This window comes from Streptomyces sp. NBC_00775, assembly GCF_036347135.1.
GTDB classification, from domain to species: domain Bacteria; phylum Actinomycetota; class Actinomycetes; order Streptomycetales; family Streptomycetaceae; genus Streptomyces; species Streptomyces lutosisoli.
Map to the genome: position 1 here is coordinate 3,139,801 of NZ_CP108938.1, position 21,301 is coordinate 3,161,101.

The following is a 21,301-nucleotide window of genomic DNA, read 5'->3' on the forward strand; positions in this document are numbered from 1 at the left end:
GGTACTCGGCCCTTGTTGGAGATCCGGCACTGTGCTGGAATTCCACGGACCGCCGCGGGATCGAAACCGGCGCGCAGGGCGCAACGCAGCGCCGAGTGGCGGCGGGAAGGGGGGCCTGCGCCGGTCACTCACGACCACCAGGGGGCGCATCTGCGCCCCTGTACGACGCCGACACCGTCCCATCCGTTTCGCGGAGGGGCGCCTGGTCCAGAGGTTGCGACGCTAGTGCAGGGACGTTTCAAGAGGGATGGCAGCGCTTCGGCGGAGCCGGAGCCGCACGGCGGGACTGGCCCGATGGCAGCCGGCTCCTCGCCCCAGCACGCCCAGAACCCGGGACCGGCAGAGGTCGGCGGCAGCGGTGAACACTCCGCACGCTCCGGCGCGAAGGCCAAGGCTCCCGCCACATCGGCCGCGAAGCCGACCGGCCCCACGGGCCCCGGCTCGCGAATAGCGCTGCGCAACTGGCGCATTTCGACGCGCCTGGTCTCGCTGCTCGCGCTCCCCGTGGTCGCCGCGACCTCGCTCGGTGCGCTGCGCATCAACGACAACATGGACAGCATTCAGCAGCTCGACAACATGAAGCTGCTGACCGACATGACCAAGCAGGCGACCGAGCTCGCCGCCGCGCTCCAGAAGGAACGCGACCTGTCGGCGGGTCCGCTCGCGAACGGCGCCAAGGCCGGCGACTACACGGTCAAGGGAGTCCGCGACCAGACGGACGTCGCCAAGAGGAACTTCCTCAAGGGCACCCAGGAGATCGAGGACGCCAACGCGAACGGACAGCTCTCCGGTGTCCGCGAGAGCCTGGTCGGTATCGCGTCCGACCTGTACAAGCTCGGCGCCATCCGCAGCGACGCGTACAGCGACCCCAAGAACTCGACGCAGACGGTCGACGCCTACCACCGGCTCGTCACCAACCTGCTCCAGCTCTCGCAGGACATGGCCGAGGCCACCAGCAACCCGGAGATGATCCAGCGCACCCGCGCGCTGTCCGCCTTCTCCTCCGCCAAGGAGTACGCCTCCGTCCAGCAGGCCGTCCTCGCCGCCGCGCTGCCGGAGACCAAGGACGACTTCGGCTCGCTGTCGGAGAACGACCGGCAGTACGCGCTCTCCGCCCTGGACAGCCAGGAGTCGGAGATCAGCAGCTTCAAGAGCATTTACGGCGCCGCCGCCGCCACCGAGCTGCTGAAGCCCATCGACAAGGGCAGCAGCCCGACCATCAAGTCGGCCGACGAGTACGCCAGGCGCGTACTGGCCGACTCGGACGGTCTCAAGACGCAGACCAAGCGCTCGTACAAGGACTGGGTCGACGACGACAGCACCAAGATCCAGAAGATGGGGACCATCGAGACCACGCTGCTCGGCCAGATGGAGCAGAAGGCCCGTCAGCTGCGCAACGAGTCCGAGAGCGAAGCGATCATCTCGGGTGCGCTGATCCTGCTCGTCCTCGGTGTCTCGCTCGTCGGCGCCTTCGTCGTGGCCCGCTCCATGATCCGCTCGCTGCGCCGCCTCCAGGACACCGCGACCAAGGTCGCCCAGGACCGGCTGCCCGAGCTGGTCAAGCAGCTGTCGGAGTCGGACCCGCAGGACGTGGACACCTCCGTCGAGTCGGTCGGTGTGCACTCCCGGGACGAGATCGGCCAGGTGGCCGCGGCCTTCGACGACGTGCACCGCGAGGCCGTACGACTGGCCGCCGAGCAGGCCCTCCTGCGAGGCAACGTCAACGCGATGTTCACCAACCTCTCGCGCCGCTCCCAGGGTCTTATCCAGCGTCAGCTCTCGCTCATCTCCGAGCTGGAGTCCCGCGAGGCCGACCCGGACCAGCTGTCGTCCCTGTTCAAGCTCGACCACCTCGCGACCCGCATGCGCCGTAACGGTGAAAACCTTCTGGTTCTCGCCGGTGAAGAGCCCGGCCGCCGCTGGACCCGACCGGTCCCGCTCGTCGACGTGCTCCGCGCCGCCGCCTCCGAGGTGGAGCAGTACGAGCGCATCGAGCTGGCCTCGGTCCCGACCACCGAGGTCGCCGGCCGGGTCGTCAACGACCTCGTGCACCTGCTCGCCGAGCTGCTCGAGAACGCCACCTCGTTCTCCTCCCCGCAGACCAAGGTCAAGGTCACCGGTCACGCGCTGCCCGACGGCCGTGTGCTGATCGAGATCCACGACACGGGTATCGGCCTCTCCCCCGAGGACCTCGCGGCGATCAACGAGCGGCTCGCCTCGCCGCCCACCGTGGACGTCTCCGTCTCCCGCCGCATGGGCCTCTTCGTGGTCGGTCGTCTGTCGCAGCGCCACGGCATCCGCATTCAGCTCCGGCCGTCCGACTCCGGTGGTACGACCGCGCTCGTCATGCTTCCCGTCGATGTCGCCCAGGGCGGCAAGAAGGTTCCGGGCAAGCCGGGCCAGGGTGCCCCGGGCCTCAGCGGTCCGGCCGCCTCGCAGGCCTCCGCCGGTGCCGCCGCCGCCCGCCGTGGCAACGGCTCGCAGAGCGGTCCCTCGCTCGGTGCCGGTGCCCCCGCCGGTGGTGCCGGACGTATCAGCGCCCCGCCGCAGCGCGGCCAGGTCGGCGCCGGCCAGGGTCCGCGGGCAGCGCTGCCCGGGAGCAACCCGGGTGGTCCCGGACTGTCGGGCGGCAACCAGGGCGGTCGCCCGGGTGCGCCGGGCGGCGCGCGTGGGCCGCAGGGTCAGGGCAATCCGCCGCAGGGCAGGCCGGCTCCGGCCGGTGCCGGTGCCGGTGCCTTCGGGCAGAGCGCGCCGGGTGCCCCGCAGGGCCTCCAGGTCGCCGGAACCGGTGCGCCGCAGGGCTTCGGTGACGGACCCGGCGCACGCCAGGGCGGGTTCGGCGACGGACCCGCGGCGCGTCAGGGCCAGGGCGGCTTCGGTGACAGCGCCCCCGCGGCCCCGCCCGCCCAGCCGCCGTCCGGCGGCAAGGGCAAGGGCAGCCGTCGCAGGCCGCAGCTGCCCGGCCGTGGTGGTGCGCGTGCCGAGCTGCCCGGTGGCAACCCGCAGCAGAGCAGGCCGAGTTGGAGCGACGACAACGCGCTCCCGCCCGTGCCGCGCTCGTCCCTCGACACCCCGCGTGGCCACGAGGAGCCGGACGCCACCTCGCGCATGCCGCGGATCGACGACCGTCAGGGCCCGGGCGCGACGTCCGAGTTCGCCCGTCCCGACTTCGACGCCCCGCGCCCCGGTGCGGGTGCGCCGCAGAACAACGGCCAGAACACCGGGCAGTACGTCCGCCCGGACGTGTTCGGTCCCGGGAACCCGGCCCCGGCCGGCCAGAGCCCGTCCACCACGGGCCAGTTCGCCGCCCCCGGCTACGGCGCCTCCCAGGACCCCTCGTCCACGGGCCAGTTCGCCCGGCCGGGCTACGGCCAGGACCCCTCGTCCACCGGCCAGTTCGCGACGCCCGGGTACGGCAACCGCCAGGACCCGTCGTCCACCGGCCAGTTCGAGCGGCCGCAGCCGGGCGCCGGGCGGGACAACGCCGACTTCGGCGCTCCCCGCCAGCCCGCCCCGCAGCGCCCGCAGCCGCCGCAGCAGCGGCCGGTACGTCCGCAGGAGCCCGAGGCGCTGCCGCCCGCGGGCCCCGGCGACGGACGTACACCGCTGTACGACACGCTGGAGACCAACTGGTTCCACGGTCAGGCGAACGGCGCCGCGGGCGGCGCTCAGAACAACGGCTCCCAGGGTGCCCCGCAGGCCGCGCAGCAGCAGCCGCAGGCTCCCTCAGCTCCGCAGCAGCGGCCGGCTGCCGCACCGGCCCCTGCCTCCTGGCGCAGCACGCCCAACGACGATCTCGTCCGACAGGCAGAACGCGTCCGTCAACCGTCGGCGGGCGGGGTCACCACCTCAGGCCTGCCGCGCCGCGTCCCGCGAGCCAACCTCGTCGCGGGCACGGCACAGCAGCAACAGCACCAAACCGGTCCGCAGGTCTCGCGTGCGCCTGATGACGTACGCGGCCGGCTGACCAATCTCCGTAGGGGCATTCAGCAGGGTCGACAGGCCGGCAACGGCCAGACCGGCAGCTTCCCCAGCCCCACTCACCAGCAGGAGCGTTAGTTGAGCCCGATGAGCCAGGCGGCACAGAACCTCAACTGGTTGATCACCAACTTCGTGGACAACACCCCCGGGGTGTCCCACACCGTCGTCGTGTCCGCCGACGGGCTCCTTCTGGCGATGTCCGAAGGATTCCCGCGCGACCGCGCCGACCAACTCGCGGCCGTCGCCTCCGGGCTGACCTCGCTGACCGCCGGGGCCTCCCGGATCTTCGAGGGCGGCACGGTGGCCCAGACCGTCGTCGAGATGGAGCGCGGCTTCCTCTTCCTGATGTCCGTCTCGGACGGATCGTCCCTGGCGGTCCTCTCCCACCCGGAGTGCGACATCGGCCTTGTCGGCTACGAGATGGCGCTGCTCGTCGACCGTGCGGGCGCCGTCCTCACGCCGGACCTGCGCGCCGAGCTCCAAGGCAGTCTGCTCCACTGACGGCCCTGGTTCCACCGACTGCACGAAACCACCGTCCGGCCGTCACAATCCCCCCACCGGCCCCAACAGACGGCACGAATGACCGACTTGCTGTCCCGCCCGGAGGATTCATGACCCCGCCTACCGCCTCTCATGATCCGTACGCACATACGTACGAGGATGAGGGCGACCAGCCGCTGGTACGTCCGTACGCGATGACCGGCGGCCGGACCCGGCCGCGCTACCAGCTCGCCATAGAGGCACTGATCAGCACCACGGCCGACCCGGCGCAGCTGATGGGGCTGCTCCCCGAGCACCAGCGGATCTGCCACCTCTGCCGTGAGGTCAAGTCGGTGGCTGAGGTGTCGGCCCTCCTGTCCATGCCGCTCGGTGTGGCCAGGATCCTCGTCGCGGACCTCGCGGAGGCCGGACTCGTCGCCATTCACCAGCCTGGCGGCGATGAGAACAACGGCGGCGCGCCGGACGTGACTTTGCTCGAAAGGGTGCTCAGTGGACTTCGCAAGCTCTGACGGAGGCCGGGCGACCACCTCCGCGAAGATCGTCGTGGCGGGTGGTTTCGGCGTCGGCAAGACCACATTCGTGGGTGCCGTCTCCGAGATCAACCCGCTGCGCACCGAGGCCGTCATGACGTCCGCTTCCGCGGGCATCGACGACCTCACCCACACCGGGGACAAGACCACCACCACGGTGGCCATGGACTTCGGCCGCATCACCCTCGACCAGGACCTGATCCTGTACCTCTTCGGTACGCCGGGTCAGGACCGTTTCTGGTTCATGTGGGACGACCTGGTCCGCGGTGCCATCGGCGCCGTGGTCCTGGTGGACACCCGCCGTCTCGCCGACTGCTTCCCTGCGGTCGACTACTTCGAGAACAGCGGTCTGCCGTTCGTCATCGCCCTCAACGGCTTCGACGGGCACCAGCCGTACAACCCCGAAGAGGTCCGCGAGGCACTGCAGATCGGTCCGGACGCCCCGATCATCACGACGGACGCCCGACACCGTGCGGATGCGAAGAGCGCGTTGATCACGCTGGTCGAGCACGCTCTCATGGCACGGCTGCGGTAGTAGCCAAGTCGACAGTTCCATAAGGCAGTTGTCGTAGACGCATTGGAGCCGGCTGTGTCGTTTGACACGGTCGGCCACAGTGTTCATAACGTTTCGACAGAGAATTTCACTGCCATCGCCACGCATCGCGGTCACCCGGTACCGCTGTGCTCACAAAAGCCCCGCCTTTTGGCGGGGCTCGCTCTTTATGACCGTTTTATCTGGGGCTTACCTCACTCGGAATCATCGGTTCCGAGTGTTTGGAAGGGCGCCACCTGACGTGCTGGAATGCGCTGAACTGCCCAGTAGTCAAGGGCGCTGGAGACACCGCGGCACAACGTAGGTGCCGACGCCGAGAGGTTGTTGGTCGAGTGAGGCGAAGCAAGAACGGTCCCGAGCCGTCGGCACGGGGCAACTTCACCCCGCCGCCGCGCGGAGCGGCGCCCGCACAAGTGTCCGGCCCTGAGCCGACGGCGGCGCCAGCGCCGAGCGGCGGTCGTTTCTCCCCGCGCAACTGGCGCGTGCCGACCAGGCTGAACGCGATCCTGCTCATACCCGTGGTGGTCGGCCTTGTGATGGGCGGCTTCCAGGTGAAGGGCTCGATCGACACCTGGCAGGAAGCCCAGGACGCCGAGAAGACGGCACGTCTGGTGCAGGCCGCGCTCACGTACGGCGACAAGCTGTACGTCGAGCGAGACGTCACCGCCGCTCCCCTGCTGAAGGGAAGCGCGCAGACCGCCAAGGACAAGGCCACCGTCACCGCGGCCCGCAAGGACACGGACGCGGCGGCCGACGCCTTCGACGAGGCCGCCCAGAACATGCCGAAGACGGAGGGCCTGGAGCGCCGCCTCGCCATCTTCCGCAAGGTCGAGCCCGGTCTGGACTCCCTGCGCAAGATCGCGTACACCCCCAAGCTCACCGGCGTGAAGACCGAAGAGGGCTACACCCAGATCCAGCACCCGCTGATGGAGTTCGCCAACGAGCTCGGTCTGGGCACCGGAAACATCACCAGCTACGGCCGTACCGTCTACGCGATCTCGCTCGCCAAGGGCTCGCTGTCGCTGGAGCGGTCCATCGGCATGCACATGCTGGTCAAGCCCGGTCCGGGCGCCGGCAGCCTCGCCAGCCAGCGGGTCGCCCTCTCCTCGTACGCCTACCTTGAGGCCATCGCCATCGAGGAGTACCTCGGTGGTGGCACCCAGGCCGACTCCGACAAGCTCGACGCCGCCAAGACGAAGATCAAGACGGATCTGACGGCGCAGGCCAAGGCGGCCGTCGCCGCCGACCCGACGTATGTGCCGCCGCCGACGGGGGACACCGCGATGGTCTCGGCCATCGCGACGCTCCAGTCCACGCTCCCGTCCGAGCGCGCCGCTCTCGCCGCGAAGGGCACCACCGCGCAGAACTGGTGGGCGGTCAACACCGCCAAGTACAACGCCTACCGCCAGATCGAGTCGGATCTCGCCGACAAGGCCGTGGCCGAGGCCGCGTCCATCTCCGACAGCGCCAAGACCGACGCCTTCATCACCGGTGCCGCCGTCGTGGTCGCCCTGCTCGCCGCGTTCATCCTGGCCGGCATGGTGGCCCGCCAGATGAGCCGCTCGATGCGCCAGCTGCGCAACGCGGCCTTCAACGTCGCCGAGCAGCGTCTGCCGATGCTGGTCGACCAGCTCTCGCGTACCGACCCGGGCCGCGTGGACACCCGCGTCCAGCCCATCCCGATCACCACCACGGACGAGATCGGCGAAGTCGCCCGCGCCTTCGACCAGGTCCACCGCGAGGCCGTACGACTCGCCGCCGAGCAGGCCCTCCTGCGAGGCAACATCAACGCGATCTTCACCAACCTCTCGCGCCGCAACCAGTCGCTGATCGAGGGCCAGCTGACCCTGATCACCGACCTGGAGAACAACGAGGCCGACCCGGACCAGCTGGAGAACCTCTTCCGCCTGGACCACCTCGCGACCCGTATGCGCCGCAACGGCGAGAACCTCCTGGTCCTCGCCGGCGAGGAGCCCGGCCGCCGCTGGGACCAGCCGGTCCCGCTGGTCGACGTGCTGCGCGCCGCCTCCTCCGAGGTGGAGCAGTACGAGCGCATCGAGCTCTCCGGCGTCCCAGAGGCCGAGATCCACGGCCGCGCGGTCACCGACCTCGTGCACCTGCTGGCCGAGCTCCTTGAGAACGCGACGACGTTCTCGTCTCCCCAGACGAAGGTCCGCGTCACAGCGACCCGGCTGCCCGACGGCCGCATCATGGTCGAGATCCACGACAAGGGCATCGGCCTCACCGCCGAGGACTTCGCGGACATCAACCACAAGCTGGCCAACCCGCCGACCGTGGACGCCGCGATCTCGCAGCGCATGGGCCTGTTCGTGGTCGGCCGACTGTCCGACCGGCACGGCATCCGCGTCCAGCTGCGCCCCTCGGGCGAGCAGGCCGGTACGACGTCCCTGGTCATGCTTCCCGACGCGATCACCCACGGTGGCAGCGGCGGCGAGCAGCAGCTCCAGCGCGACGAGTTCACCGTCTCGCAGATCATCCCCCAGCAGCAGCAACAGCAGCAGTCGTTCCAGGGCGAGGACTTCGGGGGCCAGCAGCCGCTGCGTACGGCCGCGGAGCTCGGCTTCGACGACAGCCGCTACGACGTCCCGGACGACATCCGCGAGCTGGACCCCGTGGGCCGCTCGCTGATGCGTGAGGAGCGCCGTGCGGCCCTGGAGGCCCAGACGCACGGCCTGGAGGCCATCGAGGGCCCCCAGGGCTACCAGGACGACTTCGACGCCCAGCAGCCCGCGTACGACAACGGCCGGCCCTCCTACGAGGGTGGCCCCGCGTACGACAACGGGCAGGGTGCGTACCAGGAGCAGCAGGTGTCGTACGACCAGCAGACGGCGTACGACGAGCCGCAGCAGCAGTCGTACGACGAGACGTACTTCCCGTCCGGCGGCGGCTACCCTGAGCCCGCTTATGCGGAGCCGGCCCAGGAGGAGCACTCGGGAGCCCGGGGCGCCGCCTCGGAGACGTTCTCAGCCTTCGAAGAGCCGTCCCACCAGGACGACTGGCCGAAGCAGGACACGTATCAGGGCGGGTATCGGTCCGGGTACGCTCCGGAAGCGGAATCCTCGCAGGCCGCTGACGTCAGTGAGCAGGACCGCGTAGGCTTCACCCGTCCGGGACCGGCTGCCTCCGCCGCCCACGCGTTGACCGACGCCGGGCTGCCCCGCCGCGGATCCACCGCCGGCGGCAACGCCAACGGCAGCGGCCAGCGCCCCCTCATCCAGGGCGGCCAGGGGGTACAGGCACCGTCCGCGGCCACCGCGAGCAACGGCACCGACGACTGGCGTTCGAACAACGACGACCGCTGGCAGCGCGCCGAGCAGCTCAAGAAGCCCAAGGCGGGCGGGGTCACCTCGTCCGGTCTGCCGCGGCGGGTGCCCAAGGCCAACCTGGTCGAGGGAACCGCCGAGCAGACCCCGCAGGGCGGCCCCTCGGTCTCCCGCGCTCCCGAGGACATCCGGGGCAGGCTGAGCAACCTGCGCCGCGGTGTCCAGCAGGGACGCAACGCAGGTAGTGACACGAACGGCCAGGGCTTCGGCCCTGACAGCACCTACAACCAGGAGCGTTAGTGTGAGCCCGATGAGCCAGGCGGCGCAGAACCTGAACTGGTTGATCACCAACTTCGTGGACAACACCCCTGGGGTGTCCCACACGGTGGTGGTCTCCGCCGACGGACTCCTTCTGGCGATGTCCGAAGGCTTTCCCCGTGACCGCGCCGACCAGTTGGCGGCCGTCGCGTCCGGTCTGACCTCGCTGACCGCGGGAGCCTCCCGCATCTTCGAGGGAGGCAGTGTGAACCAGACGGTTGTGGAGATGGAGCGAGGATTCCTCTTCATCATGTCCGTTTCCGATGGTTCGTCGCTCGCCGTCCTCGCACACCCGGAGGCGGACATCGGTCTCATTGGGTATGAGATGGCACTTCTGGTGGACCGTGCGGGTACGGTCCTGACCCCGGACCTTCGAGCAGAGCTCCAGGGAAGCCTTCTCAACTAGCAGACACACGGTGCGTTTTGGCGTCCCGGGGCCGTAAGGTTTCGGGACGCGGTCCCTCAGTGATGGGTGCCCGGCACAGTCGGAGGAGGAGAAAGTGGCAACACCCCCAGGCGGTTCGTCTTCGGGCAACTGGTCGTACGGCCCCGGCCAGGGGCAGGGCGGCCAGGGTGACGGTTCGCAGAACCCGAACCGGTACAACTTCCCCTCCGCGCCCAGCCACCGGCAGCAGCCGTACGCGCCCCAGGGCCCCCAGGGTCCCGGTCCGTCGCCGTACGACCAGCCGCCGGCACCGCGCATCCAGCCTGTGCAGCCGCAGCGACGCTCACCCGAGCCGTCGCCCGCGGGATCGTCGAACAATCCCCTGGTGCGCCCGTATGCCATGACGGGCGGCCGCACCAGGCCCCGCTACCAGCTCGCCATCGAGGCGCTGGTGCACACCACCGCGCAGCCGCACCAGATGCAGGGCCAGCTGCCCGAGCATCAGCGGATCTGCAACCTCTGCCGAGAGATCAAGTCGGTCGCCGAAATCTCGGCGCTGCTCACGATCCCCCTCGGCGTGGCCAGGATCCTCGTCGCCGACTTGGCGGAGGCGGGCCTGGTCGCCATTCATCAGCCGGGCGGCGACGAGAGCGCCGGCGGCCAGCCAGCCGTGACTTTGCTCGAAAGGGTGCTCAGTGGACTTCGCAAGCTCTAGCGGAGGGCCTTCCCGCTCCACCACGTCCGCGAAGATCGTGGTGGCGGGCGGCTTCGGCGTGGGCAAGACCACGTTCGTCGGCGCCGTCTCGGAGATCAACCCGCTGCGCACCGAGGCCGTCATGACGTCCGCTTCCGCGGGCATCGACGACCTCACGCACACCGGAGACAAGACGACGACCACCGTCGCCATGGACTTCGGCCGCATCACCCTGGACCAGGACCTGATCCTCTACCTGTTCGGCACCCCCGGTCAGGACCGTTTCTGGTTCATGTGGGACGACCTGGTCCGCGGCGCCATCGGCGCCATCGTCCTCGTGGACACCCGCCGGCTCGCCGACTGCTTCCCCGCGGTCGACTACTTCGAGAACAGCGGCCTCCCCTTCGTGATCGGCCTGAACGGCTTCGACGGCAACCAGCCTTACAACCCGGACGAGGTCCGCGAGGCACTCCAGATCGGCCCGGACACCCCGATCATCACGACGGACGCCCGCCACCGCGCGGACGCGAAGTCAGCGCTGATCACGCTGGTCGAGCACGCGCTGATGGCGCGCCTGCGCTAGCGGTACCGCACTTCCGAGGCAGCGGCCCTCGTTTCTCCACAGGAGAAGCGGGGGCCGTTGTCCGTGGGCCACAATGCGTGGGTTCGCATCGCCTGGGGAGGGGACTGCATGCTCGCGGAGACGGCGGCGTTACGGCTGGGGACGACCGTGGCGAACACGGCGGCGCAGCTGTGGCTGGGGGGCAGACGGCGGGAGCAGGAGCGCCGGTTGCCGATCGAGGAGCTGGCCCGGGTGAGGGTTCCCGGGGTGAAGTTCCAGCGGAGTGTGAAGCGGCAGTTCGAGCAGATCGCCGACGCGGTGTTCGACCGCGTGGAGCCGTTCCTGGAGCACGAGTTCCGGGCACTGGACGAGTCGGGCCGCACGGCCGTGATCGACGCGGTGTGCGACACCTTCGAGCGGGCGGATCTGTCGGACGAGGCGCTGTTGGCCGCGGATGCCCAGCCGGCTGAACTGATCCGCCGGATCACGGGAACGGTGCGGGCACCGGTCGGTCTGAGCGAGCCGGAAACCCGCCTCTACGAGCGGCTGTTCGCCGAGTGCGTCGAGTACTACGTCCGCATCGTGCGGAGCCTTCCGGTCTTCGAGGAACGGGCACTGGCCGAACTGCTGGCCCGGACGGCCACCCTGGGCGGCGAAGTCGCGCGGATTCTGGAGCGGCTGCCGGACCGCTCGCTCTTCGCGCCGGACGGCATGGACCAGGACACGGCCTTCCGCCGCCGTTACCTGGAACTCGTCAGCGAGGACCTCGACGAGGTGGAGCTGTTCCGCCGGGCCTCGGACCGGGCGGCGGCGCAGGTACGGCTGTCGGTGGCGTATGTGAGCCTGCGGGCCACGGGCGACGACGGCACGCACCGCCGCCGGACCGCCCGCTCCCTGCCACAGTTGCGGGCCGACATGAGCGACTGGGAGGAGGCGGGCGGCGAGGGCTCCGGGATGCGGGTCGAGGCCGCGCTGGGCGGAGCCGCACGGGTCCTGCTGCGGGGTGAGGCGGGCTCGGGAAAGACGACTCTGCTGCGCTGGCTGGCCGTCACGGCTGCCCGAGGGGCCTTCACCGGAGAGCTGGCGGACTGGAACGGCCTTACCCCGGTCTTCGTGAAGCTGCGCGAGTACAGCGACCGCCCCCTGCCGACGCCGGAGGCGATGCTCGATGGGGTTGCCGCTCCTCTCACGGGCATCATGCCGAGGGGGTGGGTGGAGCGGCAGCTCGACAGTGGCAAGGCACTGCTGCTCATCGACGGCGTGGACGAGCTGCTCGACCGCGAGCGGCGTGCGGTACGGGACTGGCTGCGCACGCTGCTGCGGACGTACGGCGATGTCCGCGTGGTCGTCACCTCGCGTCCCGCGGCGGCCGGAGCGGACTGGCTGCGCCGGGAGGACTTCGCCACCTTGAATCTGGACCGGATGACACCTCCGGACCTGGCGGCGTTCGTGCGGCAGTGGCATCAGGCGGTACGGGAGTTGGGGGACGAGCTTCCCTGTGCGGTGGACGACCTTCCGGGGTACGAGCAGTCCCTGCTGACCAGTCTCAAGGACCGGGCGCATCTCCAGTCCCTGGCGGGCACTCCCCTGCTGGCGGCGATGCTGTGCGCCATGCACCTCAACCGGGGCAGCCAACTTCCGCGCGACCGTATGGAGTTGTATCGCAGCGCGCTCCATACGCTGGTCCACGACCGGGACGCGGACCGGAACGTGCCCAGCGCGGTTGCCAGCAAACTGAGCCTGGGCGACAAGCTCGTCGTGCTGCGGGATCTGGCGTGGCGGTTGTCCAACAACAACCGGAGCGAGATCGCTCTGGAGCGGGCCGCCGGCTATGTCGGGGCCAAGCTGACGGCGATGCGGCATCTGGAGGTCATGGACGGCACGCAGGTCCTTGAGCAGTTGAGGGACCGCTCCGGGTTGCTCCGCTCCCCCGCCGAGGATCGTCTGGACTTCGTACACCGGACCTTCCAGGAGTACCTCGCCGCCGAGGAGGCCGCGGAGGAGGACCACATCGGCAACTTGGTCGAGCGGGCCCACCTCGACCTGTGGCGCGAGACGATCATCATGACGGCCGGGCATGCCAACAGCCGTCAGCGGGAGGAGCTGCTGGGCGGCATCCTCGACCGGGCCGAGCGCGAACCCCGGTACGCGCGGACGCTGCGGCTGCTGGCGGCTTCCCGTCAGGAGACGCTGCCCACCATGCCGGAGGGGCTCGCGGGGCGCCTGGAGGAGGCGGTGACGCAGCTGCTCCCGGCCCGTCGGGTGACTGATCCGCCCGCCCTGGCGGCGGTGGGGCCGAGCCTGCTGCGCCGGATGCCGCGATCGCTGGGCGAGCTGACGGAGAAGGCCGCCGTGCAGACGGTGCGGACAGTGGCGTTGATCGGGGGTGCGGAGGCGCTGCGGCTGCTGGCGGGGTACGTGGGGGACGAGCGGCCCACCGTGGTCGACGAACTCATCGGCGCCTGGCGCTACTTCGACGCGGAGGCCTACGCCGACCAGGTTCTGTCGCGGCTGCCGCTGGCGGGCCGGACCGTGAAACTCACGCACTCCGGTCAGTGGCGTATCGCGACCCGGCTGAGGTCCATCACCAACGTATGGATCATGTATCCCTTCACAGACCTCGAAGCCTTCGGGGAGCTGCCACGACTGACGAGTCTGTCCGCCTTCCATCTCCGCGGCGAGGCCGACCTCTCCGCACTCCGGAGCCAGCCCAGCCTGACCCATGCCGCCCTCTTCGGCGACATAGCGGTGAAGGGTCTCGACGCACCGGCCGAACTGCGACACCTGAAGTTCTTGCAGCTGGACCTCAACGGAACGCCGAGCCTCGACGGGCTGCGCCTGGGGCCGGCGACCACCCACCTCTCGCTCTGGGACGTGAGCGCCACCACCGACCTGGCCGCTCTCAGCCACTGCTCCGGTCTCAAGGAGGTGAAGCTGGCCGCCCACCAGGTCTGCCTGCCCAAGAACCTGCACGCGCCGTCCGCACTGCCCGGGCTGCACCTGACTCTCCAGCTCTTCGACGTCGCCGCCTGGCTGAGGACGCCGGAGTTTCTTCCGCCCAAGGTGAAGCAGCTCACTCTGCGCGGCTGCCTTCTGCCCGACGACCCCCACGCCCTCGGCGCCCTTGGCGTACGCGTCACCGTCCACTGACCCCCACACCACAGCCCCGCCCTCCACCAGGAGAACGGGGCTGTAGGCGTCAAAAACCCTCAGTGCCAGCTGTGCGGCGCCCGGAACCCGGGCTCGCGCTCCAGCCGGCGCCAGCCGGCCTTGTGGCGGCCGCGGTGGGCCGGAGCATCAGTGGGGGCGGCGGCGGCACGGGCCAGGAGGATCGCCGTGATGGCGGCGACTTCCTCGGGCTCGGCGTGGCCCTTCTCGACGCGGATGTCAGGGGTGTTCATAGGTTCAGTCTCCGTGAGAGAGGTTTCCGCGGGGCTGCCGCGGAGGATCCGCAGGGTTACTGCGGGGGGTTGCCGTGCTTGCGCGAGGGCAGGTCCGCGTGCTTGGTGTGCAGCATCGCGAGCGACTTGATCAGGACCTCGCGGGTTTCCGCCGGGTCGATGACGTCGTCGACCAGGCCACGCTCCGCCGCGTAGTACGGGTGCATCAGCTCGGCCTTGTACTCCTTGACCATGCGCACCCGCATCGCCTCGGGATCGGCTGCCTCGGCGATCTGACGGCGGAAGATGACGTTGGCGGCACCTTCCGCGCCCATCACGGCGATCTCGTTCGTCGGCCAGGCGTAGGTGAGGTCGGCCCCGATGGACTGGCTGTCCATGACGATGTAGGCACCTCCGTACGCCTTGCGCAGGATGAGCGAGATCCTCGGCACGGTCGCGTTGCAGTAGGCGTAGAGCAGCTTCGCGCCGTGACGGATGATCCCGCCGTGCTCCTGGTCGACGCCCGGGAGGAATCCGGGGACATCCAGGAGGGTGATGATCGGAATGTTAAAAGCGTCACACATCTGGACAAAGCGCGCAGCTTTTTCACTCGCTTCGATGTCCAGGACACCGGCCAGCGTCTGCGGCTGGTTGGCGACGATGCCGACGACTTGGCCGTCCAGGCGGGCCAGCGCGCAGATGATGTTGCGGGCCCAGCGCTCGTGGACCTCCAGGTAGTCGCCGTCGTCGACAAGCTCCTCGATGACCTTCGCCATGTCGTACGGGCGGTTGCCGTCCGCGGGGACCAGGTCCAGCAGGATGTCCGAGCGGCGGTCCGCCGGGTCCTCGGACGCGACCTGCGGCGGGTTCTCGCGGTTGTTCTGCGGGAGCATCGACAGGAGGTAGCGCACCTCGGCGATGCAGGTCTCCTCGTCGTCGTACGCGAAGTGGCAGACGCCGCTCGTCTCCGCGTGGACGTCGGCGCCGCCCAGGCCGTTCTGGGTGATCTCCTCGCCCGTCACCGCCTTGACCACGTCCGGGCCGGTGATGAACATCTGCGAGGTCTCGCGGACCATGAACACGAAGTCCGTGAGGGCGGGCGAGTAGGCCGCGCCGCCGGCGCACGGGCCGAGCATGACCGAGATCTGCGGGATGACGCCGGACGCCTTGGTGTTGCGCTGGAAGATGCCGCCGTAGCCGGCGAGGGCGGAGACGCCCTCCTGGATACGGGCGCCGGCGCCGTCGTTCAGGGACACCAGCGGCGCACCGGCCGCGATGGCCATGTCCATGATCTTGTGGATCTTCGTGGCGTGGGCCTCGCCCAGGGCGCCGCCGAAGATGCGGAAGTCGTGCGCGTACACGAAGACCGTACGGCCCTCCACCGTGCCCCAGCCGGTGATGACACCGTCGGTGTACGGCTTCTTGGCCTCCAGGCCGAATCCGGTCGCCCGGTGCCGGCGCAGCTGCTCGACCTCCTGGAACGAGCCCGCGTCCAGCAGCAGCTCGATGCGCTCCCGGGCGGTCAGCTTGCCCTTGGCGTGCTGCGCCTCGGTCGCCTTCTCGCTGGGGCCCCGCAGCGCCTCGGCACGGATCGCGTGCAGTTCGGCCACACGTCCGCGCGCGTCGGTGGGTTCGCCAGCGGAACTTGTGGGGCTTGCGGATCCGGCCTCGTCCAAAACGGTCATGTAGTGACCTTACGAAGTCCACCAAGGAAAGCGAGCCGTCGACTCCGTACAGTCTCCGGCCCGTTTTCCTGGTACCCCTGAACAGAACCACGACTACATGCAGGCGATCTGACTGCTCAGAGGGCCTCTGGGTTGTAGAGGTCTCACAAAGCAATCACCTGAGAGCCACCTCACATTGATGAGTGGCACATGCCATCCCCTGGGTGATACGGACCCTCGGCCGGCCTCCCGGACCAGGCGTCGGTGCGACCCCCACGGAGGGGGTGCGCACGGTGCACGGCGAGGGTACCCGCGTCCGCCGGAGGGCGGGCGGAAGCAACTCGAAGTAACGTCGTGAACACGCTGCGGATGATGTTGAAACTTGAATGGAATAGGTCTACGGTGCTTCATGTTGACCTCGTTGAAGATTCAACATCCTCAACGCCGCGGCTTCCGGACGAATCCGCGACCCGTCCCTTAGGAGCAACGTCATGGGTATCTTCAGCCGCAAGAGCGACGCCGCCGACGCCACGGCCACGACCGCCGGGGCCGCAGCCGTCAGCCCCGACCTGGCCGCGCTGAGCGGCGACTACACGATCGACCCCTCGCACTCGACGATCGGCTTCGTAGCGCGTCACGCGATGGTGACGAACGTCAAGGGCGGCTTCCAGGAGTTCGACGGCACGCTGCACCTGGACGGCTCGGACCCGTCCAAGTCCACCGCCTCGCTCGACGTCAAGATGGACAGCGTCGAGACCGGTTCCGCCGACCGTGACGGTCACCTGAAGAGCTCCGACTTCTTCAAGACCGACGAGTTTCCGACGATGACGTTCCGCTCCACCAAGGCGGAGGCGCTGGGCGGCGACGACTACCGGATCACCGGTGAGCTGTCGATCATGGGCACCACCAAGCCGCTCTCCATCGACCTGGAGTTCAACGGCGCCGCGAAGGACCCGTTCGGCAACGAGCGCGTCGGCTTCGAGGGCAAGTCCGAGATCCTGCGCTCCGAGTGGGGCCTCACCTGGAACGCGGCGCTGGAGACCGGTGGCGTCCTCGTCTCGGACAAGATCAAGCTGGTCTTCGACATCTCGGCGATCAAGAACGCCGGCTGACCCTTCCCTTTCGCCGGCACCCGGCACCCCTGAGCGCGCCCGCCTTCCAACTCCCCCGTACGAGGAGGGCGGGCGCTCCGGCATGCCCGAACGCCCCTCCAGGTCAATTTCCGCCTTGAAGAATCCCCGGACATTCTCAGCCGCTCTCAGAAACCCTGGGCGAATCCTGTGGGCCCGCCATGAGATCTTGAGTGTTCACAATGAAATCAACAGAATTGTTGACAATAATTGGCGCGGCAAATTACGTTCGCAACACAAGATCGAGTAGGGCGCCACGTGTAGGCAACGAACCCGCACCGGCGCTGCGGTCCCGGCCAAGGCCCCGACCGTCAGCGCGTTGACCGCACTGGCCTGCATCCACTGCGTGGGCGTCCGGCGCGTATCACTTCGACTCGACGGCAGTTCGGACATGCCGCGAAGGGGAGAGACCTCAGTGAAGCACAGGGCAGTGAAGCGCAGGACCGTCGTCATGGGTATGGGCGCGACCGTCGGAGTCGTGGCAGCCGGCGGCTTCGCCTTGAGCGCGAACGCATCGAGCAAGTCCGGATCGAAGACCTCGGACGCCCTCGCCTTCGACAAGGACGCCTACACCGAGCTGACGACGACCATCACGGACGCCGGCGGCACCGACCACGAGGTGGTCTACCACTTCTGGAAGGCCATCACCTACGTCACCAACCCGGTCGACGAGGCGTACCAGAGCCTGAACGTCAGCGTCCCCGTCAAGATCGACGGCACCGCGGTCGACGCCACCAACGCTCCCATCGTCTTCGCCAACTCGGTGGGCGGCTACATGCCGTCGTCCGTCGCGGACGCCACCGGCGTGGGCGGCGCGAGCATGAGCGGCGGCCCCACGGGCGGCACCGGTACCAGCGCCTCCCCCAGCGCCTCGGCATCCGCCAGCAGCGGCACGGGTGAGGTCCAGTCCGGCGGCAACGCGATGGTGAACGCCCAGGGCGGCATGGTCAACCTCGGCAAGCTGGGCCTCGCGGCGGGTTACGTCGTCGTGGAGCCGGGTGCGCGCGGTCGTACCCTCAAGGACAGCGACGGCACCTACTACGGCACCGCGCCCGCCGCGATCGTCGACCTCAAGGCCGCGGTCCGCTACGTCCGTGCCAACAAGGGCGTCATCCCCGGCGACACCGACCGGATCGTGTCCACGGGCACCAGCGCCGGCGGCGCGCTGTCCTCCCTGCTCGGCGCGTCCGGCGACAGCCCGATCTACGACTCCTACCTCAAGGAGCTCGGCGCCGCCGACGCGTCCGACGCGATCTTCGCGACCGGCGCCTGGTGCCCGATCACCGACCTGGAGCACGCCGACGGCGCCTACGAGTGGAACTGGGGCACCAACGTCACCGCGAGCACCGGCAAGGTCGTCGACCAGACCGTCTCGAAGGACCTGCAGTCGCAGTTCGCCGAGTACCAGGCGTCCCTCAAGCTGCGCGGTCTGAACGGTTTCGGTCAGCTCAACGCCCGCAACTACGACGAGTACATGGTCAAGCAGTACCTGGAGCCGTCGGCCACCACGTACCTGGCGGACCTGTCGGACGCGGACCGCACGACCTACCTCGCCGCCAACACGTTCATCGACTGGGACGGCGAGAAGGCCACCTTCACCTGGGCCGACTTCCTCACCCACGTGGGCGCGCGCAAGAAGACCACGCCGGCCTTCGACGCCTTCGACCTGTCCGCGGGCGAGAACAACGAGTTCGGCGCGGGCACGACCGAGACCCGCCACTTCACGGCGTACGGCGCGAAGAACGACACCACGGGCCTGACCACCAAGCGGGTCGCGAGCGACATCCCCGAGAAGCTCGACCTGATGAACCCGATGTACCAGTTCGCCAAGAAGAACCCGGGCCGCTCGAAGCACTGGTGGATCCGCCTCGGCACCAAGGACTCCGACACCTCGCTGACGGTCTCCGCCAACATCGCGGCCGCCGCCGACAACCTCGGCGACGACGTCAACCACCTCTACTACTGGGACGAGGGTCACGGGTCGAACATCGACCCGGCCGACTTCCTCACCTGGATCGCCAAGGTGACGGGCCACAAGAAGCGCGCCGGGAAGTAGCCTCCCGCCCCCTCGACGCGACGTCCGTTCCTGTCTTCCCGCCTTCCCGTCTGCAACGGACGCCGCCGAAAACGACGCCGAGCCCCCGCACATCCGGGGCTCGGCGTCGCGGTGTTGTGGGACGTGTGGAACTTGCGGGGTGTACGGGATGTGCGGGACTCGTCTCAGCGGCACCCTGCGGGCTGCGGCCGACCGCCGGCCGGGACGCTCTCCGCAGCCGGCAGCCCGGCGGTGTCGCGGCGCAGCAGCAGGCAGGCCAGGATTCCGACGGCCAGCACGGCCAGCGGCAGGACGGCGGTGGTGTGCAAGGTGGCGGTGAAGGCGGCGGCGTAGGTCTTGCCGGTGGCGAGTTCGGCGGCGAGGCGGCTCTGGACCAGGGCGCCGACGGCGGCGGCACCGGCCACGGAACCGATCTGGCGGACGGTGTTGTTGACGCCGGAGGCGGCCCCGGCGAGGTGGCGCGGAATGTGCCGCATCGCCTCGGTGGACATGGGGGCGATGATGCAGCCGACGCCGAGACCGGTGACCAGGGTGGCCGGGACGAAGGCGTACCAGGCGGTGCTGGGCGCGGCGGTCAGGGTGAGGGCGAGGATCCCGGCGCCGTAGCAGACGAGCCCGGTGAGCAGGACGTACTTGCCGCCGATACGGTCCGCCAGCCGGCCGGCGAAGGGGCCGACGGTCATCGACACCAGCGACGAGGGGGCGAGCACCAGACCGGCCTTGACGGGGCTGAGGTGCAGCACGGACTGCAGATAGAGGTTGAACGGCAGGACCATGCCGAGCATGGCGACGGAGACCAGGCCGACCAGGGCGGTCATCGCGGTGAAGTTGCGGTCCCGGAACAGCGCGAACGGGACGAGCGGTTCGCGGTCCTGGCGGCGCCGCTGGTGCAGGACGAAGCCGGCGCCCAGCGCGGCCCCGGCGGAGAGCAGCGTCCAAATCCCCGCTCCCCACTGGTAGTTCGCGCCTTCCTGGAGGCCGAAGGCCAGACAGAACAGGGCGGCCGTGGACAGCAGGACGCCGGTCAGGTCGAGGCGGTGGGCCCGCGCCGGCCGGATGTCGGGAACCACCAGGAACGTCAGGACGAACGCGGCCACCCCGATCGGCACGTTGACCAGGAAGATCCAGCGCCAGCTCACGGCGGAGACCAGCACACCGCCCAGGGTGGGCCCGGACAGGGTGGCCAGCCCGGCGACCATGCCCCAGACGCCCATGGCGGTGCCGCGGCGCTCGGCCGGGAAGACGGCGACGATGAGGGTCATGGTCTGCGGGGTGAGCAGCGCCGCGCCCAGACCCTGCACGACCCGGGCGACGATCAGAGCCGTCGCGGTGGGGGCGAGCCCGCAGGCGACGCTGGCGAGCGTGAACACCACCAGGCCCGCCGCGAACAGCGTCCGCGGCCCGCGCAGATCACCGAGCCGGCCGGCCGTGATGATCAGCACCGACAGCGCCAGGGCGTAGCCGCTGACCACCCACAGGGTCCGGTCGAGCGAGGTGCCGAGGTCGCTCATCAGGTCCGGGATCGCGATGTTCACGATCGTCAGATCCAGCAGGGTCATGAAGAACCCCAGCGAGAGCGTCACCAGAACCGCCCACGGGTTCGCTCGCCACTTCCGCATGATCGTGCCCCTTCCGTCCGCCCGGCGGTGTCCGGGTGCCTGCCAGAACAGTAATCCATCTTTTTAGATGCATCAAGAGTGATGCATCTAGTCTCGATGCATCCAACATCGATGCATCGATCCTGATGTAATCTGGGGGCATGAACGGAGTCGAGCTGTTCCTCCTCGGACGCGCCCTGATGAAGATCGGCGAAGCCGCGATGCCGGAGCCCGAAGGCGGCGCCGGGCGCCACGGCGGCAGCGTGCGGTCCGTCCTCATCGTGGCCAGTGACGTGGCCACCCACCCCGACACCGCCGTGGGCGAGATCGCCGCCCGTACGGGCCTGCCGCAGAGCCAGGTCTCCACCGCCGTCGCCCGCCTCAAGGACACCGGTGCCGTCATCACCGCACCCGACCCGGCCGACCGCCGCCGCCTCCTCGTCCGCCAGGCCCCGCAGGCCTCCGCCCGCGTCGCCGAGGTCAGGGCCACCACCATCGACGACGCCCTCGACGCGGCCCTGGGCGACAGCACGCCCGAGCAGCGCAAGGAGGTCGCCGACGCGCTGGAGGTGCTGGCCCGCCACCTGGCTCCGCGCGATCAGACGTGACGCGGTAAAGCGGTAAGGAGGGGGGCGTCTACACCGTCGGGACAGCCGGCCCTCGCC

15 protein-coding genes are annotated in these 21,301 nt (G+C 69.5%); 12 read left to right on the forward strand and 3 right to left on the reverse strand.

Going from position 1 to position 21,301, the window contains the following annotated elements:
* Positions 1–225: 225 nt before the first annotated feature.
* The 9 genes from OIC96_RS13975 to OIC96_RS14015 all read left to right on the forward strand — a co-directional run bounded on the left by OIC96_RS13975 (position 226) and on the right by OIC96_RS14015 (position 13,958).
* Positions 226–4,059 carry a sensor histidine kinase gene (locus OIC96_RS13975; RefSeq protein WP_330307526.1) on the forward strand — a complete coding sequence of 1,278 codons (3,834 nt, stop codon included), beginning with the start codon at positions 226–228 and terminating at the stop codon, positions 4,057–4,059.
* A 9-nt stretch (positions 4,060–4,068) separates the two neighbouring features.
* Positions 4,069–4,482, forward strand: coding sequence for a roadblock/LC7 domain-containing protein (locus OIC96_RS13980; RefSeq protein WP_010984127.1), 414 nt, complete (start codon positions 4,069–4,071; stop codon positions 4,480–4,482).
* 110 nt (positions 4,483–4,592) lie between these two features.
* Positions 4,593–4,991, forward strand: a complete 399-nt coding sequence (locus tag OIC96_RS13985) for a DUF742 domain-containing protein (protein WP_327431980.1) — start codon at positions 4,593–4,595, stop codon at positions 4,989–4,991.
* Complete coding sequence (locus tag OIC96_RS13990; protein ID WP_028802395.1) at positions 4,972–5,547, forward strand: GTP-binding protein; 576 nt, start codon at positions 4,972–4,974, stop codon at positions 5,545–5,547. The genes OIC96_RS13985 and OIC96_RS13990 overlap by 20 nt, the downstream gene beginning before the upstream one ends.
* A 350-nt stretch (positions 5,548–5,897) precedes the next feature.
* Positions 5,898–9,149: a sensor histidine kinase gene (locus tag OIC96_RS13995; protein ID WP_330307525.1), complete on the forward strand. Its 3,252-nt coding sequence runs from the start codon at positions 5,898–5,900 to the stop codon at positions 9,147–9,149.
* Between the two features lie 10 nt (positions 9,150–9,159).
* Positions 9,160–9,573 carry a roadblock/LC7 domain-containing protein gene (locus OIC96_RS14000; protein WP_005479603.1) on the forward strand — a complete coding sequence of 138 codons (414 nt, stop codon included), beginning with the start codon at positions 9,160–9,162 and terminating at the stop codon, positions 9,571–9,573.
* Positions 9,574–9,667: 94 nt separating this feature from the next.
* On the forward strand, positions 9,668–10,267 hold the full coding sequence (locus tag OIC96_RS14005; protein WP_330307524.1) for a DUF742 domain-containing protein: 600 nt from the start codon (positions 9,668–9,670) through the stop codon (positions 10,265–10,267).
* Positions 10,248–10,829, forward strand: coding sequence for a GTP-binding protein (locus OIC96_RS14010; protein ID WP_330307523.1), 582 nt, complete (start codon positions 10,248–10,250; stop codon positions 10,827–10,829). The genes OIC96_RS14005 and OIC96_RS14010 overlap by 20 nt, the downstream gene beginning before the upstream one ends.
* Before the next feature lie 108 nt (positions 10,830–10,937).
* A complete protein-coding gene (locus tag OIC96_RS14015; protein WP_330307522.1) occupies positions 10,938–13,958 on the forward strand; it encodes an NACHT domain-containing protein in 3,021 nt (1,006 codons plus the stop codon).
* Positions 13,959–14,017: 59 nt separating this feature from the next.
* Here the strand turns inward: OIC96_RS14015 and OIC96_RS14020 are convergent, their stop codons facing one another.
* Both OIC96_RS14020 and OIC96_RS14025 read right to left on the reverse strand, forming a co-directional pair.
* On the reverse strand, positions 14,018–14,209 hold the full coding sequence (locus OIC96_RS14020; protein WP_330307521.1) for an acyl-CoA carboxylase subunit epsilon: 192 nt from the start codon (positions 14,207–14,209) through the stop codon (positions 14,018–14,020).
* Positions 14,210–14,265: 56 nt separating this feature from the next.
* Positions 14,266–15,873, reverse strand: coding sequence for an acyl-CoA carboxylase subunit beta (locus OIC96_RS14025; RefSeq protein WP_330307520.1), 1,608 nt, complete (start codon positions 15,871–15,873; stop codon positions 14,266–14,268).
* Between the two features lie 470 nt (positions 15,874–16,343).
* On the opposite strand from OIC96_RS14025, the gene OIC96_RS14030 reads away from it, so the two are divergent.
* On the forward strand, positions 16,344–16,964 hold the full coding sequence (locus OIC96_RS14030) for a YceI family protein (RefSeq protein ID WP_330307519.1): 621 nt from the start codon (positions 16,344–16,346) through the stop codon (positions 16,962–16,964).
* Between the two features lie 469 nt (positions 16,965–17,433).
* Positions 17,434–19,038: a subtype B tannase gene (locus OIC96_RS14035; RefSeq protein ID WP_330310299.1), complete on the forward strand. Its 1,605-nt coding sequence runs from the start codon at positions 17,434–17,436 to the stop codon at positions 19,036–19,038.
* Positions 19,039–19,202: 164 nt separating this feature from the next.
* On the opposite strand, the gene OIC96_RS14040 is transcribed toward OIC96_RS14035, so the two are convergent.
* Positions 19,203–20,657 carry a DHA2 family efflux MFS transporter permease subunit gene (locus OIC96_RS14040; RefSeq protein WP_330307518.1) on the reverse strand — a complete coding sequence of 485 codons (1,455 nt, stop codon included), beginning with the start codon at positions 20,655–20,657 and terminating at the stop codon, positions 19,203–19,205.
* Positions 20,658–20,797: 140 nt separating this feature from the next.
* Between OIC96_RS14040 and OIC96_RS14045 the strand changes: the two genes are divergently transcribed.
* Positions 20,798–21,244, forward strand: coding sequence for a MarR family winged helix-turn-helix transcriptional regulator (locus OIC96_RS14045; protein ID WP_330307517.1), 447 nt, complete (start codon positions 20,798–20,800; stop codon positions 21,242–21,244).
* The last annotated feature ends 57 nt before the right edge of the window (positions 21,245–21,301 follow it).

Excerpts from the sequence above, each read along its gene's own strand:
- OIC96_RS14025 (WP_330307520.1), bottom strand. The coding sequence starts at position 15,873 with ATGACCGTTTTGGACGAGGCCGGATCCGCAAGCCCCACAAGTTCCGCT.
- OIC96_RS14015 (WP_330307522.1), top strand. The coding sequence starts at position 10,938 with ATGCTCGCGGAGACGGCGGCGTTACGGCTGGGGACGACCGTGGCGAAC.
- OIC96_RS13980 (WP_010984127.1), top strand. The coding sequence starts at position 4,069 with ATGAGCCAGGCGGCACAGAACCTCAACTGGTTGATCACCAACTTCGTG.
- OIC96_RS14030 (WP_330307519.1), top strand. The coding sequence starts at position 16,344 with ATGGGTATCTTCAGCCGCAAGAGCGACGCCGCCGACGCCACGGCCACG.
- OIC96_RS14020 (WP_330307521.1), bottom strand. The coding sequence starts at position 14,209 with ATGAACACCCCTGACATCCGCGTCGAGAAGGGCCACGCCGAGCCCGAG.
- OIC96_RS14040 (WP_330307518.1), bottom strand. The coding sequence starts at position 20,657 with ATGCGGAAGTGGCGAGCGAACCCGTGGGCGGTTCTGGTGACGCTCTCG.
- OIC96_RS14000 (WP_005479603.1), top strand. The coding sequence starts at position 9,160 with ATGAGCCAGGCGGCGCAGAACCTGAACTGGTTGATCACCAACTTCGTG.
- OIC96_RS14035 (WP_330310299.1), top strand. The coding sequence starts at position 17,434 with ATGGGTATGGGCGCGACCGTCGGAGTCGTGGCAGCCGGCGGCTTCGCC.
- OIC96_RS13985 (WP_327431980.1), top strand. The coding sequence starts at position 4,593 with ATGACCCCGCCTACCGCCTCTCATGATCCGTACGCACATACGTACGAG.
- OIC96_RS14045 (WP_330307517.1), top strand. The coding sequence starts at position 20,798 with ATGAACGGAGTCGAGCTGTTCCTCCTCGGACGCGCCCTGATGAAGATC.